A 15076-nucleotide genomic window follows, 5' to 3' on the forward strand; every position below is an offset into this window, starting at 1 on the left:
CCGGGGCACCCCCGAACCCTGCCACCAGCCTCTTCCGTCAGACATCGCGCCATCAAACATGCTGCGCCTGATGGCGGACTCGTACGCGCTTTCGTCCCCGACAGGGCCCGCGATGCCCAGGGATCGCTTGATCCCGGCCGGAGATGCCGGATCGGCCGCCGCGGCACGCATTTTTTTGCGCATGGATCCACCATCCGACAATATGCTGCGACCTGTGCGATATCGAGCTGCAGGCGCATGCAATCAAGCCCCTTAGTCAGAATGACGCAGCCGGAACCCCGTGGCTGGACACGGGTCTACAATTCCCCGGCCGGATGCGGTATCGGTCTGTAATCGACTTGATTCCAGGGTGATGCTGCAATCGACGCGCGCCACTGCCCCGTCTTTGATCCAGCTAGCCTGTGACGGGCGCAGCGATCCATTTCTCTTTTGATACCCGACCATGAGGCGATCCACGTCTTGTGCCGGTAGAGGCTGCCATGGAAATACTCGACGCATTCCACTTGGCGCGATTGCAGTTCGCGTTCACCGTATCCTTTCACATCATGTTCCCCGCCTTCAGCATCGGCATGGCCAGCTTCCTGGCCGTACTGGAAGGCCTGTGGCTGAAAACCCGCAACGAAGCCTACAAAGACATGTTCTTCTTCTGGACCAAGATCTTTGCCGTGGGTTTCGGCATGGGTGTGGTCTCCGGCGTAGTGATGAGCTACGAGTTCGGCACCAACTGGGGCGGATTCTCCAATATCGCCGGCAATATCACCGGTCCGCTGCTGACCTATGAAGTACTGACCGCCTTCTTCCTGGAAGCCGGCTTCCTTGGCGTGATGCTGTTCGGCTGGGAAAAGGTCGGCCCCCGCGCCCACTTCTTCTCCACCGTGATGGTCGCTGTCGGCACCCTGATCTCGACCTTCTGGATTCTGGCTTCCAACAGCTTCATGCAGACCCCGCAGGGCTTTGGCTGGGAAAATGGCAAGATCATTCCGCTTGACTGGTGGAAGATCGTGTTCAATCCCTCCTTCCCGTTCCGTCTTGCGCACATGGCGATCGCGGCCTTTATCGTGGCCGGCTTCATTGTCGCGGCCGTCAGCGCCTGGCACCTGCTGCGTGGCCGTCGTGACGAGCCCGTCAAGAAGAGCTTCTCGATGGCGATGTGGATCCTGCTGATCCTGTGCCCGGTACAGATCTTCGTCGGCGATGCGCACGGTCTGAACACCCGCGAATACCAGCCCGCCAAGATCGCCGCGATCGAGGGTCTGTGGGAAACCGAAAAGGGCGGCACCGCGCTGAACCTGTTCGGCCTGCCCGACATGCAGGCTGAAACGACCAAGTATGCTCTCAAGGTTCCGCATCTCGGCAGCCTGATCCTGACCCACAGCTGGGACGGCGAAATCCGCGGCCTGAAGGAATTCCCGGCTCAGGACCGCCCCTATTCGCCGCTGATCTTCTGGACCTTCCGCATCATGGCCGGTCTGGGCATGCTGATGCTGCTGACCGCCGTGGTCGGTTTCATCCTGCGTCGCGCCGGCAAACTGTATGACTGCCGCTGGTTCCAGCGGTTCGTGGTCTGCATGGGGCCCTCGGGCATCCTCGCCTTGCTGGCCGGCTGGATCACCACCGAAGTCGGTCGCCAGCCCTGGACCGTCTACGGCGTGCTGCGCACGTCCGACTCGCTGTCCCCGCTGGATTCCCAGCAGGTCGGCACCTCGCTGCTGATCTTCGTGGTCGTCTACTTCCTGGTCTTCGGCACCGGCATCTACTACATGCTGAAGATGATGAAGAAGGGTCCCACCTCCGGTGGCGATCACCACCAGCATGACCATCCGGGCCTCGACAGCAGCCGCCCGCTCTCCCGTCCCAGCGACGCCATTGACGGTTAATTGAAGCCATGCATATCGATCTACCTACCATCTGGGCGGCCATCATCGGGCTTGGCGTATTCATCTACGTCATGCTGGACGGCTTCGATCTCGGCATCGGCCTGCTGTTTCCCTTCCTGACGGGCAAGGGTGACCGCGATGTCATGCTCAACACGGTCGCCCCGGTCTGGGACGGCAACGAGACCTTCATGGTGCTGGGCGGTGCCGGCTTGTACGGCGCCTTCCCGGTGGTCTACTCGACCCTGCTGCCGGCGACCTACCTGCCGCTGATCCTGATGCTGGCCGGCCTGATTTTCCGCGGAGCCGCTTTCGAGCTGCGCGCCAAGGCCACTCGCACCCAGCACCTGTGGGATCTGGCCTTTATCGCCGGTTCGGCGCTGGCGACCTTCTGCCAGGGCGTGGTCCTCGGGGCCTTGCTGCAGGGCATCAAGATCGAGCATCAGCAGTTCGTCGGCGGTGCCTTCGACTGGCTGTCGCCCTTCAGCCTGTTCTGCGGCCTCGGCCTGCTGGTCACCTACGCAACCCTGGGTTGCGGCTGGCTGATCATCAAGACCGAAGGTGAGCTGCAGCGCAAGATGTATGCGCTGATGAAGCCGATCACCATCGTCCTGCTCGGCACCATCGCCGTAGTCAGCCTGTGGACCGTGGTCGGTCAGCCTGCCGTCGCCGCCCGCTGGTTCGGTGGCCACAACCTGATGTACTTCCTGCCGGTGCCGGTGCTGGTCCTGGCCAGCGTGTTCGGCATCTTCCGCGCCGTGAACCGCCGCAAGGAGCACACCCCGTTCCGGCTGTCGCTGTTCCTGCTGTTCCTGGGCTATACGGGTCTGATCATCAGTATCTTCCCGAACATCATCCCGCCCGCCCTGACGATCTGGGAAGCGTCCTCGTCCCATTCCAGCCAGGCTTTTGCGCTGGTGGGCACGGTGATCATTCTGCCGATCATCCTGATCTACAGCTTCATGCAGTACCACGTGTTTCGCGGCAAGGTCCGTGAAGGCGACGCGGGTTACCACTGATGAAAACCACGACTTCACAGACCTCGGAATCAAGTACGGCGAAACGCCTGGGCTGGATGGTGGTGTTGTGGTTGGTCGGCGTACTGGGCGCCGTGGTCATCGCCTCGATCTTCAAGGTGCTGATGCTGGGCGCGGTCAAGATCTCCTGACCGCCTCCGGCAACCGCGATGCCTGACAACAGCAAGGGCCCCGCTTCGGCGGGGCCCTTGCTGTTTGCGGAGACGGCAGATCCAGGGCGGGCGCCGTACCGGCCCGTGACTCAAGTGCCCGGCAGACAGGTCACCACCAGTTCGCGCCGATGGCCCCGGTGGCGATGCTCCCACAGATAGATGCCCTGCCAGGTGCCCAGCAGCAACCGCCCTTCCAGCAAGGGGACCGTCAGACTGACGCCGGTCAGCATGCTGCGGATATGCGCAGGCATGTCATCCGGCCCTTCCATGTCATGACTGTAGGCAGGATCGCCGTCAGGCACCAGCCGCGCCATCCATTGCTGCAGATCCTGGCGTACGCTGGGATCGGCATTCTCGCTGATCAGCAGCGAGCAGCTGGTATGGCGCACGAACACGTGGACCACCCCGCTGACCGGCCCCGCCGCGGCCGCCGCCGCCGCCACCTGACGGGTGATGTCGGTAAAGCCCCTTCCGGGCGTGGAGATGACGAATCGCTCGGCCATGTCGGCCTCCCGTTCAAAATCTCAAGGATACAAGCGCCGGCACTGCCACTCACCTGTCGCGTCCAGCGTCCAGCAGTCGCGATCATGCAGCCGGAATTCGGCGCCGTACCAGAATTCGATCCGGTCAGGCTTCAGCCGGTAGCCACCCCAGTGCGGAGGACGCGGCACTTCGTCCCCCTCGAACCGGTCTTCAAGTTCAGCCAACTGCTGCGCGAACACCTCGCGGGAAGCCAGCTCGCGTGACTGGCGCGAAGCCCAGGCCCCGAGCTGACTGGGCCGGGGCCGGGTGGCGAAATAGGCATCGGAGTCGGCGGCATCGATTTTTTCGACCATGCCTTCCACCCTCACCTGCACGCCGCGACCCAGTTTTTCCCAGTGGAAACACAAGGCCGCCCGGGGATGGGCTGCAAGCTGACGGCCCTTGTCGCTATCATGGTGACTGAAAAAGCGGAATCCACGCACATCCACCCCTTTCAGCAGTACCATGCGGGCACTGATCCGGCCGGTCTCGTCCGCCGTGGCCAGGCACATGGCTTCAGGCTCGGCCTCGCCGGCCGCGGCCGCAGCTTCGAGCAGGTCCTTGAAGGTGGCCAGGATCGCGGATTTCAACATATAAGGTATTGAAACGGTGACGCAGAACGTCATCATGGACGCGGATGAAGACAACCGATGCTAGCACGCAGAACCCGGCCTTGGCTGGTCATCTGCTCGATCATTACGCGGGCCGGATCGCGCGCTCGCGGCGCCCCTACATCCTGGGCCTTTCAGGCCTGCAAGGCAGCGGCAAGAGCACCCTGGCCCGCGACATGCAAAAGCAGGCCGAAGCCCGCGGCCTGGCGACGGAAGTGCTGTCACTGGATGACTTCTACTACGCCCGCAGTGAACGTGATGCGCTGGCCAGGGATGTGCACCCCCTGCTGAAGACCCGTGGCGTGCCCGGCACCCATGAAATCGAGCTGATGCTGTCGGTGCTGGCCGCCTTGCCGGGAGCTTCCGAAAAACTGCCGGTCATGGTGCCGCGCTATGACAAGACCCGTGATACCCGAATGCCGCCCTCTCGCTGGCGCAGGATCACCCGTGCGCCGCGGCTGATCATTGTCGAAGGCTGGGCCCTTGGCCTGCGCCCCGAGAAGATCGCCGCGCTGGAACCCGGCATCAACAACCTGGAGCGCGACGAGGACCCTGACGGCAGCTGGCGGCATTGGGTCAACAAGCAACTGCGCGGCTATCAGCCGCTGTGGCGCCAGTTCGATGCCCTGGTGGTACTGCAGGCACCGGACTGGGAGACGGTGCGTGACTGGCGAGCCCAGCAGGAAGCCCATCTGCGTGAACAGCGCCTGCCTTTGGCCATGGATGAAGCCGCGCTGTACCGTTTCGTCGCCCATACCGAACGACTCAGCCGGCATGCCTTGCGCACCCTGCCCGAACAGGCCGACAGCGTGGTCGAGTTCAACCCTGAACGACGAGTGGTCGCCCTGCATCACTGGCAGCCCCCTGCCCGCAAGGCCCCGGCCAGCGTCTGAGACAACCGGAGCCGCGCCTTCAGTCGATGTTCGCCAGCAAGGCTCGGCACCCATGGATCGCATCCGGCCAGCGCGGGCGAAAACCCAGCGCGGCCAGTCGCGCACTGGCCAGCCGTTTGTTGCCGATCCCTGTCGGTGCTGGCCCTTCGGCGGGAGGGGGCAGGCCCAGCTCGACGGCCATCGCATCATAAAAATGGTCCAGCCGCAGCGGCTGGCCATCCACGCCCAGATACAAGGGTGCCGGCTCGGCGACCTGCAGCAGCTGCAGCAACAGCGCCGCAGCATCATCGGCATGAATCCGGTTGGACCAGTGCGGCCTTTGCCGCGGCACGCGCACATGACCCTGCTGCAGGCGGCGCAGCCACTGCAACCGCCCGGGTCCGTAGATGCCCCCCAGCCGCACCACCACCCCGGCCTGCGGACAACGCCGCTGCAACAGCTGCTCGGCTTCCAGCAACACCCGGCCATTGAAGCCCAGAGGCTCGGTCACGGTGCTCTCATCGCCCCACTCGCCATCCAGATCACCATAGACGGCGGTGGAAGACACCAGCACCACCCGCCTCAGATCGTGACCTTGCAGCCGGTCCAGCAGATGGCCGAGGCCCTCCACGAAAACGGCATGGTAACGGGCAGGATCCCGCGCCCCTGGCGTGGGCGAGTACATCACGGTGTCAATGCTGCGCGGCAAGGCGGTCAAGGTTTCGGGGCGGCACAGATCGGCCTGGATCCAGGCCGGCGAGGAGGGCCCGGCGGGCGGCGAGCGGCGCAGGCCCAGTGCAGGCTGCTGCCGGGCCTGCAGACTGGCCGCGACACGCAGGCCCAAATCACCGCAGCCAGCCAGAAGCACGGGCCGGGCCGGGTCAAGACTGCTAGCATGGCGGTATGAATCCATCGTCAAATCTTTTCCTGGTTGGTCCATCCGGCGCGGGCAAGACGTCCATCGGTCGCTTGCTGGCCGCCCATTATCGGCTGGAATTCATCGATCTCGACATCGAGATCGAGAAACACACCGGTGCCCCGGTGGCCGCCGTGTTCGAACTGGAAGGTGAATCCGGCTTTCGCAGCCGCGAATCGGATCTGCTCGACCAGTTCAGTCAGCGCCAGGGCATCCTGCTCAGTACCGGCGCGGGTGCGGTGCTGGATCCGCGCAATGGTCAGCGTCTGCGCGAGCGTGGCCTGGTGATCTGGCTGCAAAGCAGCGTGGAACAGCAGCTCCACCGACTGCAGCATGACCGGCACCGCCCGCTGCTGGCCGGCGAGGACCGCGAACAGCGGCTGCAGGCCATGGCCAGGATCCGCACCCCCTTGTATGCCGAACTCGCCGAGCTGAGCATTCCCGGCGAATACGAGTCGGTGACCGCCGCCACCGCCCGCAGCATTCCACTGATTGACCGCCACTGGCAGCGTCAGACCAACGCCATCACTTCATGAGTCACGAGAACCCCATGTCCCAGATCACGCCCGCCTCCACTTCCCGCCGCATCGACGTCGAGCTGGGCTCCAGGCGTTATCCGGTGTGGATCGGACCGGGCCTGATGAGCGACACGGCCACGTGGCGCGAGACCATCCGCGGCCGGCATGTACTGGTCTTCAGCAACCGCACCATCGCTCCGCTGTATCTGCCGAAGATCGAGGCCGGCCTGAGCGGCCTGAGCTGGGACAGCTACGTGATGGATGATGGCGAGGCCTACAAGACCTTCGCCAATATCGAACAGGCGCTCGGCGCGCTGGCCCGCATGGGCGCGACACGGGATGCCTGCGTGATCGCCCTCGGCGGTGGCGTGGTCGGCGACATGGCGGGATTCACCGCCGCCTGCTGGATGCGCGGCATCGATTTCATCCAGATGCCGACCACCTTGCTGGCCATGGTCGACTCCTCGGTCGGCGGCAAGACCGGCGTCAATCTGCCGGCCGGCAAGAATCTGGTCGGTGCCTTTCATCAGCCCCGCGCGGTCTTCGCCGACACCGACAGTCTGGCTACCCTGCCCGCGCGCGAATACCGCGCCGGCCTCGCCGAGGTGGTCAAGGGGGCGGCCATCGGTGATCCTGTTTTTTTCAGCTGGCTGGAAGATCACGCCGAGGCCCTGGCCGCTCGCGACCCGGCGCCGCTGATCGAGGCGATCGCCCGCAAGGTAGCCTACAAGGCCGGCGTCGTGGCCCGAGATGAAACCGAGCAAGGTGAGCGCGCCCTGCTGAATCTGGGGCACAGCTTCGGCCATGCCCTGGAAACCGCCGGACACTACCAGACCTGGCTGCATGGCGAGGCCGTGGCGATCGGGATGGTGCTGGCCGCCCAGCTGTCCGAGCAGCTGGGCATGGCTGATGCCGCCGATACCGGACGACTGCGCCGGCTCTTGCTGCAACTGGGACTGCCGGTGGCCCCGGGCGCGCTGGCCCCGGCCGAAACGCTGCTGCAACTGATGCGACTGGACAAGAAAAACCTGGCCGGCAAGTTGCGCCTGATCTTGTGGGACGGCATCGGCCGGGCCCGACTGGTGCCGGGCGTGGACGAGGCGGCCGTACTGGGCGTGCTGCAGGCCGCGATCAACGCGCCGGTCTGAAGCCGGACAGGGCGCGGGGCAGCGACAAAGCCGGCTACAATAGGCCCATCCTCCTGCCCCTGAGCCTCCATGCGCCTCTATCTGCAGATCCAGCCCGAATCCTCCGAACCGGTCCGCTTCTACCAGCTCAGTCTGGAACAGGATCTGCTCGGTGGCTGGAGCCTGCTGCGCGAATGGGGTATCCAGGGCGGCCGGATCAGCCTGAAACGCGAACAGTTCCTCAGCCACACCGACGCCCTGGTGGCCTTTGCCAAGCATCGTGATGCCCAGTTGAAGCGCGGCTTCCTGGTGATGTTCAGCCAGGGGGCCGATGCCCCCGGCCGCTGAGGCGTGCCACCGTAATCTTTGGAAAGTCACTGGATTGCCATGTCTGAAGCCTTGAAAAACGACCGTTTCCTGCGCGCCCTGCGCCGCGAGCCCACCGACACCACCCCGGTGTGGATCATGCGTCAGGCTGGTCGCTATTTGCCCGAGTACCGCGCCACCCGCGAAAAGGCGGGCAACTTCATGGCCCTGGCCCAGAATCCCGAACTGGCCTGCGAAGTCACCCTGCAGCCGCTGGATCGCTTCGAGCTGGATGCGGCCATTCTGTTCTCCGACATTCTGACCATTCCCGACGCGATGGGCCTGGGCCTGAGCTTCGCCGCCGGGGAAGGTCCGCGCTTCGCCCATCCGCTGCGCGAGCGGGCGCAGATCGAAAAGCTGGCCGTGCCTGACATGGATGGCGAGCTGCGCTATGTCATGGATGCGGTCAGCCTGATCCGCCGCGAACTGAAAGGCCGAGTGCCACTGATCGGTTTTTCCGGCAGCCCCTGGACCCTGGCCTGTTACATGGTCGAAGGTCAGGGCTCGCGCGACTTCGCCCGACTGAAGGCCTTGTGCTTCAGTGATCCGGCCCTGGCCCATCAGCTGCTGGATACCTTGTCACGGTCGGTGACCGCCTATCTGGTCGCCCAGGCCCATGCCGGTGCCCAGGCCCTGATGGTGTTCGATACCTGGGGCGGCCTGCTGGGTCCGGCGGCCTTCAGGGAATTCTCGCTGCGTCACATGCAACAGGTGGTGGCAGGGATCAAGGCCGACCCGGTGGCCCGCGAACTGCCGGTGGTGCTGTTCTCCAAGGGTGCCAACGCCCATCTGGCCGCACTGGCCGATACCGGCTGCGCCGGTCTTGGCGTGGACTGGACCATCGACCTCGCCGATGCCCGCGCCGCCGTCGCCGATCGCGTCGCGCTGCAGGGCAATCTGGACCCGGCCCTGCTGCAGGCGCCACCTGAAGTGCTGCTGCGTGAAGTACGGGCCGTGATGGACAGCTACGGCAAGGGGCCGGGCCATATCTTCAACCTGGGCCACGGTGTGACCCCGGAAGTGGATCCCGAGCAGGTCAGGCGCCTGGTCGACGAGGTTCACCGCCACGGCCGGGTGCTGCGCGCCTGATGCCCGGCGGGCCGCGTGTCTTTTCCGCGGCCCGCCCCCATCGGGTGATGAGCGGGTCGCACGATCCAGCAGCATCTTCCGGCAGGATGCCTGCGGAGCATCCTGCCGCCTGCGCTGTATTTATCCGGATGCCCCCACGTAGAATGAAGGGTTCCGTTTCAACCTACCGTGCCGGCCTCATGGCACGCTGCGAGCCGTATATCCATGGACAAGAGTTTCGAGCCGAACGCGATTGAGTCGAAGTGGTACCCGCGCTGGGAAGCCAGCGGCGTATTCACTCCGAGTGGCCAGGGCAAGCCCTACTGCATTCTGCTGCCGCCGCCCAATGTCACCGGCACCTTGCACATGGGCCATGCCTTTCAGCAGACCGTGATGGACATGCTGGTCCGCTACCATCGCATGCGCGGTGACGACACCTTGTGGCAGGTCGGTACCGACCATGCCGGCATCGCCACCCAGAAGATCGTCGAGAACCAGCTGGCGCTGGAAGACAAGACCCGCCACGATCTGGGCCGCCCGGAATTTCTGAAGAAAGTGTGGCAGTGGAAGGAGCAGTCAGGCTCCACCATCACCCATCAGATGCGTCGCATCGGCGTCGCCGCCGACTGGTCGCGCGAGCGCTTCACCATGGACGAAGGCCTGTCGGCCGCCGTGCGCAAGGTGTTCGTGGAGTGGTTCCGCGCCGGCCTGATCTACCGCGGCAACCGTCTGGTCAACTGGGATCCGGCGTTGGGCACCGCGGTATCGGATCTGGAAGTGAACAATGTCGAGCGCGAAGGTTCGATGTGGTCGATCCGCTACGCCGTGGCCGACAGCGACGAGTCCATCGTGGTCGCCACCACCCGGCCGGAAACCCTGCTGGGTGACGTGGCTGTAGCGGTGCATCCGGAAGATACGCGCTATGCCCATCTGATCGGCCGTCAGCTGCGTCTGCCGCTGAGCGACCGGCTGATCCCGGTGATCGCCGACGACTATGTGGAGCCGGAATTCGGTACCGGCGCGGTGAAGATCACCCCGGCCCACGACTTCAATGACTATGCCATCGGCCAGCGTCATCAGCTGCCCCCGATCGAGATCTTCAACAAGGACGCCCACGTCAACGACAACGCGCCTGAAGCCTATCGCGGCCTGGAGCGCTTCGAGGCCCGCAAGCGGGTGGTCGCTGATCTGGAGGCCGCCGGCCTGCTGGTGGAGATCAAGCCGCACAAGCTGCAGGTGCCGGTCAGCGAGCGCTCCGGCGCGGTGATCGAGCCGATGCTGACCGACCAGTGGTTCGTCGATCTGACCCGCGAAACCCTGGATGACGGTCGTCCCGGCGGTCGCAAGGCGATCACCGAACCGGCGCTGGAGGCGGTGCGCTCGGGCCAGATCAAGTTCGTGCCGGAAAACTGGAGCACGACCTATACCCAGTGGCTGGACAATATCCAGGACTGGTGCATCAGCCGCCAGCTGTGGTGGGGCCATCAGATCCCGGCCTGGTATGACGAGGCCGGCAACTGCTTTGTCGGCGAAAACGAGGCCGATGCGCGCGCCCATGCCGGCATCGCGCCCGTCGGCGAACTGCGCCAGGACGAAGACGTGCTGGACACCTGGTTCAGTTCGGCGCTGTGGCCGTTCTCGACCCTGGGCTGGCCCGGCGACAGCACCGACCGTGCCCTGGAATGGGAGCAGTTCCAGCGTTTCCTGCCCAGTGCCACCCTGGTCACCGGTTTCGACATCATCTTCTTCTGGGTCGCCCGGATGGTGATGGCGACCAAGTATTTCACGGGTCAGGTGCCGTTCCGCGAGGTGTATATCAATGCCATCATCCGCGATGCGGAAGGGCAGAAGATGTCGAAGTCCAAGGGCAATACCCTGGATCCGCTGGACCTGATCGACGGCATCGAGCTGGAGCCGCTGGTGGAGAAATCCACCCGCGCCCTGCTGCTGCCCCAGGTCCGCGAAAAGGTCGAAAAGCGGATCCGTAAAGACTATCCGGACGGCATCCCGGCCATCGGCACCGATGCACTGCGCTTCACCTTTGCCGCGCTGGCCAGCTACAGCCGCACCATCAATTTCGACATCAAGCGCGCCGAGGGTTACAAGGCCTTCTGCAACAAGCTGTGGAACGCCGCCCGCTTCGTGTTGATGAACCTGCCGGAGACCCCGGTGTTCGAGGCCACCGGCCCGCTGCCGGCGACCGAGGCCGAGCGCTGGATCCTGGGACGGCTGAAACAGACCCTGGTCGAGGTCGAAGGCCATTTCACCAGCTATCGCTTCGACCTGCTGGCCCAGGCTGTCTACGAATTCGTGTGGAACGAATACTGCGACTGGTTCCTGGAACTGGCCAAGCCGGCCCTGCAGGGCAATGACGCCATCGCGGCCGCCTCGACCCGGCACACCCTGCTGGTGGTGCTGGAAACCGCGCTGCGGATGCTGCATCCGCTGGTGCCGTTCATCACCGAGGAAATATGGCAGTCGGTGGCGCCGCGCCTGGGACTGGAGGCCACCGGCCTGCTGCAGCAAGCCTGGCCGGATGCCGGCGCTCTGCCGGAGGATGCCGCCGCCAGTGCCGATATCGAATGGTTCAAGCAGGTGCTGACCGGCATCCGCCGGATCCGCTCGGAAATGAATATCGCCCCGGGCAAGACCATTCCCTTGCTGATCGCCGGTGGCGATGCCAGCGACCAGCAGCGACTGGCCCGATTTGCCTCCCAGATCCAGGTGCTGGCCCGGGTCGAGGCCCCGCAGCCGGTACCGACGCCGGAGCCGGCCAGTGCCGCCGCCGTGGTCGGCAGCCTGCGCCTGCTGATCCCCCTCGCCGGGCTGATCGATCTGGACGCCGAGAAGACCCGGCTGCAAAAGGAGATCGGCAAGATTCGCGGCGAAATCGCCAAGTGCGAAGGCAAGCTGCGCAACGAGAAATTTGTCGCCAATGCCCCGGCCGAGGTGGTGGCTCAGGAGCGGCAGCGGATCGCCGACTGGACCGTGCAGCAGGATGGCCTGCAGCTGCAGTTGCAGCAGCTCGAAGCCTGATCCCCTGCCCCGGTCAGTCCCTGCGGACGGACCGGGGCGGCTTCAATCCGGCGGCAGGCCCATCTCCCGGGAGATGGTCATGACTTCCGCGGCCAGCGCCTGCAATGGGGCGTCATCGGCCGCGATCCGGGTACGCAGATCCAGGGTCGAGGCCAGTGCCAGCTTGAGCAGGGCCTCATGAGCATCCAGCAGACCCTGGCACTGCATCTCGTCCAGCAGCCCATGGCGACCGCAGACCGCGATCAGGTCCGCGCTGGCCGTCACTTCCAGCAGCGCCGGAATGCGTGCCGCATGTTGCAGCACCAAGGCCTGCAACAGAAACTCGATATCGATCAGGGTGCCATGCCCTTGCTTCAGATCCCGCCAGCCCGGTCGTGAACGGTCGCGTTCGCTGCGCCAGCGGCGGCGCATTTCGCTGATCTGGGGCAGGACCACCCCGAGCTCGGCGGGACGGCTCAGCACCTGCCGGCGAATCTCCGCAAAACGCCGGCACAGCGCCATGTCTCCCGCCACCGGGCGAGCCCGGACCAGAGCCTGGTGCTCCCAGGTCCAGGCCCGGTCACGCTGATAGCTGGCGAACGCTTCCAGACTCACCACCAGCAATCCCTTGGCGCCATCCGGCCGCAGCCGCGGATCCACCTCGTACAGACGGCCGGCCCGGGTCAGTACGCTGAGCCAGTTGATGATGCGCTGGGCCATCCGCAGATACCAATGCACGCCGACCAGTGCCCGCGGACCGTCACTGGCGGCCTCGGCCTGGGCTCCGTCATAGATGAAGACCAGATCCAGATCCGAGGCCAGGCCCAGCTCCATGCCGCCCAGGCTGCCATAGCCCAGTACCGCGAAGCCCAGCCCGGTTCCCGGCAGGCGGCCATGCTGGGCCTTCAGCTCACGCGCGGCCAGCGCAGTGACGGCCCGGACCATGGACTCGGCCACCGCGGCCAGCCGCCAGGCACTGACCGTGCCTCCCGCTCGCCCGTCATCAAAAGCCAGCCCGATCCTGAAGGCCAGACTGGCCTTTAGCTCATTCAATCGTTCAAGCTCGACCCCGGCTTCGCGTTCTTCCAGGGTGTCCAGTACCCGGTTCAACTCGGCCGTGATCGCGTCACTGTCCAGGGGCAGCTGATCGATGCGTGGATCGAACACGTCATCCAGCAGCAAAGGCTGGGCAATCACCTGCTCGGCCAGAAACGCGCTGCGATCGAACAGCCGCAGCAGGCGACGACGGGCCGCCGGCTGTTCTTCCAGCAAGGCCAGATACGAAGCCCTGCGCGCCACTGCCTGGATCAGCCGGGTCAGTCGATCCAGTACCGCCGGCTCTGACCGGCAACCGCGCAGCTCCTGCAACAGCCGCGGCATCAGCCGGTCCAGCCGCTCCCGCCCACGCTCGGACATGGCCCGCACCTGAGGAGCCTGGGCCAGGTGGGTCAAAAGGTTGGCTGCACCGGAGGCCAGCCCGGCGCCCACGGCATCGGCCTCGCCCAGCTCGCCCTCGACGGCGCGCTGCCAGAGCCCTTGCTCCGCCGTCGGAGCCGGCGAGGCGGCACCGTCCTCGGGGACCAGCGCCGCAGCAAACTCTTCGCTGACCCGCTCCCGATGCCCGGCCAGCGCCAGTTCCAGCGCGGCCCAGTCCGGATACCCCATGCCCAGGGCCACCCGTTCCCGCGACAGCGCATCGGCAGGAATCGTATGGGTCTGCATGTCACGCAGCATCTGCAGCCGGTTTTCCAGCTGACGGAGAAAGAGGTAGGCCTCACGCAGCACCCGGGCGCTGCGCGCGGCAACAAAGCCCCGCGCCTCGCAGTGGGCCAGCGCCGGCAGCAGCCCTTGCACCCGCAGACCGGGCTCGCGGCCGCCGCGGATCATCTGGTTGAGCTGCACCACGAATTCGATTTCACGGATGCCGCCGGGCCCCAGTTTGAGATTGGCTTTGAGGTCCTTGCGCGCCACCTCGCGATCGATCAGCGCCTTCATCTCGCGCAGGCCGGCAAACGCGGTGTAATCCAGATAGCGGCGGTATACGAAGGGCCGCAACCGCTCCTTCAACTGCCGCCCGGCCTGCCGGTCGCCGGCCACGGTACGGGCCTTGATCCAGGCATAACGTTCCCAGTCGCGCCCTTCGTGCTGGTAATAATGTTCCATCGCGTCGAAGGACAAGGCGATACGGCCCGCCTGGCCGTACGGCCGCAGGCGCAGGTCGACGCGCGCGCAGATCCCTTCGGTGCTCGGTTCGGCCAGCAGGCGCACCAGTTGCCGGCTCAGCCGCAGAAAATATTCGCTGTTGTCCAGGGAGTGCCGGCCGTCGCTGTGACCGGCTTGCGGATAACCGAGAATCAGGTCGATATCAGAGGAAAAATTCAGCTCGCTGCCGCCCAGCTTGCCCAGGCCCATCACCACCAGACGCTGGCGCTCGCCCTCCGCGTTGCGCGCCAGACCGAAACGCGGCTGCATCGCCTGCTCGGACCAGTCCAGCGCCGTTTCGGTCAAGCCCTGATACAAGGCGCTGGTGGCGGCCAGCGTCTCCTCCACGGAATCCAGGCCATTGACGTCACGGAAGATCAGCCGCAGCGCCTCGCCATGGCGAAAGCGCCGCAAAGCCGCCATGCATCCGGCCTCATCGGCGGGCAAGACCATCTCGGCCAGTCGTACCGAGGCATCCGTCTCGCCGCTCAGCCAGGCGATGCCCTGCGGGGCCAGCCATTCCGGCTGGCGCAGCCACACATCAAAGGCGAAATCGCTGGCCAGCAAGGTGGCACACACCCTCTCGGCCACGCCGGCATCGTCATGGAAAGGGATGCCGGCTTCCCGGCAACGCGTCATCAGACGCGAATAACGATCATCCACCAGCAGGCGAAGGTCGGCAGACCAGACAGTACTCGTCAGTGAGCTCATTCCAAACGCCAATATCTTGAGTTCGTGCGGTTTAAACAACAGACTCGGCAAATCACCGCAGCCCGGTCCGCCCCATTCATCCCCT

At 65.1% G+C, this 15076-nt stretch carries 13 protein-coding genes; 9 read left to right on the top strand and 4 right to left on the bottom strand.

What is annotated here, in order from left to right:
* Positions 1 to 479 precede the first annotated feature (479 nt).
* Genes FRAAU_RS14370 through FRAAU_RS17025 form a run of 3 tightly spaced genes read left to right on the top strand, consistent with a single transcriptional unit; the run spans position 480 to position 3042 of the window.
* Positions 480 to 1877 (top strand): cytochrome ubiquinol oxidase subunit I, encoded by a 1398-nt coding sequence (locus tag FRAAU_RS14370; RefSeq protein WP_014404239.1) that lies wholly within the window; start codon positions 480 to 482, stop codon positions 1875 to 1877.
* Between the two features lie 8 nt (positions 1878 to 1885).
* Positions 1886 to 2893: a cytochrome d ubiquinol oxidase subunit II gene (gene cydB, locus FRAAU_RS14375; protein WP_014404240.1), complete on the top strand. Its 1008-nt coding sequence runs from the start codon at positions 1886 to 1888 to the stop codon at positions 2891 to 2893.
* A complete protein-coding gene (locus FRAAU_RS17025) occupies positions 2893 to 3042 on the top strand; it encodes a DUF2474 family protein (RefSeq protein ID WP_014404241.1) in 150 nt (49 codons plus the stop codon). Before cydB ends, FRAAU_RS17025 begins: the two co-directional genes overlap by 1 nt.
* Before the next feature lie 110 nt (positions 3043 to 3152).
* Here the strand turns inward: FRAAU_RS17025 and FRAAU_RS14380 are convergent, their stop codons facing one another.
* Both FRAAU_RS14380 and pdxH read right to left on the bottom strand, forming a co-directional pair.
* Positions 3153 to 3566 carry a secondary thiamine-phosphate synthase enzyme YjbQ gene (locus FRAAU_RS14380; protein ID WP_014404242.1) on the bottom strand — a complete coding sequence of 138 codons (414 nt, stop codon included), beginning with the start codon at positions 3564 to 3566 and terminating at the stop codon, positions 3153 to 3155.
* Positions 3567 to 3587: 21 nt separating this feature from the next.
* Positions 3588 to 4178, bottom strand: a complete 591-nt coding sequence (pdxH, locus tag FRAAU_RS14385) for a pyridoxamine 5'-phosphate oxidase (protein WP_041270613.1) — start codon at positions 4176 to 4178, stop codon at positions 3588 to 3590.
* A gap of 44 nt (positions 4179 to 4222) precedes the next feature.
* Between pdxH and FRAAU_RS14390 the strand changes: the two genes are divergently transcribed.
* The gene (locus FRAAU_RS14390) at positions 4223 to 5089 is read left to right on the top strand and encodes a kinase (protein ID WP_014404244.1); all 867 of its coding nucleotides are present in this window, start codon (positions 4223 to 4225) and stop codon (positions 5087 to 5089) included.
* A 19-nt stretch (positions 5090 to 5108) separates the two neighbouring features.
* Here the strand turns inward: FRAAU_RS14390 and FRAAU_RS14395 are convergent, their stop codons facing one another.
* On the bottom strand, positions 5109 to 5981 hold the full coding sequence (locus FRAAU_RS14395; protein WP_052317921.1) for an NAD-dependent epimerase/dehydratase family protein: 873 nt from the start codon (positions 5979 to 5981) through the stop codon (positions 5109 to 5111).
* Here FRAAU_RS14395 and FRAAU_RS14400 point away from each other — a divergent pair.
* The 5 genes from FRAAU_RS14400 to FRAAU_RS14420 all read left to right on the top strand — a co-directional run bounded on the left by FRAAU_RS14400 (position 5972) and on the right by FRAAU_RS14420 (position 12099).
* Complete coding sequence (locus tag FRAAU_RS14400) at positions 5972 to 6520, top strand: shikimate kinase (RefSeq protein ID WP_014404246.1); 549 nt, start codon at positions 5972 to 5974, stop codon at positions 6518 to 6520. The two genes, FRAAU_RS14395 and FRAAU_RS14400, sit on opposite strands and share 10 nt — an antisense overlap.
* Before the next feature lie 14 nt (positions 6521 to 6534).
* Entirely contained in the window at positions 6535 to 7650 is a 1116-nt protein-coding gene (aroB, locus tag FRAAU_RS14405) for a 3-dehydroquinate synthase (RefSeq protein WP_041270614.1), read from the top strand.
* Positions 7651 to 7719: 69 nt separating this feature from the next.
* The gene (locus FRAAU_RS14410) at positions 7720 to 7977 is read left to right on the top strand and encodes a WGR domain-containing protein (RefSeq protein WP_014404248.1); all 258 of its coding nucleotides are present in this window, start codon (positions 7720 to 7722) and stop codon (positions 7975 to 7977) included.
* A gap of 39 nt (positions 7978 to 8016) precedes the next feature.
* Positions 8017 to 9084, top strand: a complete 1068-nt coding sequence (gene hemE / locus FRAAU_RS14415; protein ID WP_014404249.1) for a uroporphyrinogen decarboxylase — start codon at positions 8017 to 8019, stop codon at positions 9082 to 9084.
* 204 nt (positions 9085 to 9288) lie between these two features.
* Positions 9289 to 12099 carry a valine--tRNA ligase gene (locus FRAAU_RS14420; RefSeq protein WP_014404250.1) on the top strand — a complete coding sequence of 937 codons (2811 nt, stop codon included), beginning with the start codon at positions 9289 to 9291 and terminating at the stop codon, positions 12097 to 12099.
* A gap of 42 nt (positions 12100 to 12141) precedes the next feature.
* Here the strand turns inward: FRAAU_RS14420 and glnE are convergent, their stop codons facing one another.
* The gene (gene glnE, locus FRAAU_RS14425; protein WP_014404251.1) at positions 12142 to 14991 is read right to left on the bottom strand and encodes a bifunctional [glutamate--ammonia ligase]-adenylyl-L-tyrosine phosphorylase/[glutamate--ammonia-ligase] adenylyltransferase; all 2850 of its coding nucleotides are present in this window, start codon (positions 14989 to 14991) and stop codon (positions 12142 to 12144) included.
* Positions 14992 to 15076 lie beyond the last annotated feature (85 nt).

Source organism: Frateuria aurantia DSM 6220, assembly GCF_000242255.2.
GTDB classification, from domain to species: domain Bacteria; phylum Pseudomonadota; class Gammaproteobacteria; order Xanthomonadales; family Rhodanobacteraceae; genus Frateuria; species Frateuria aurantia.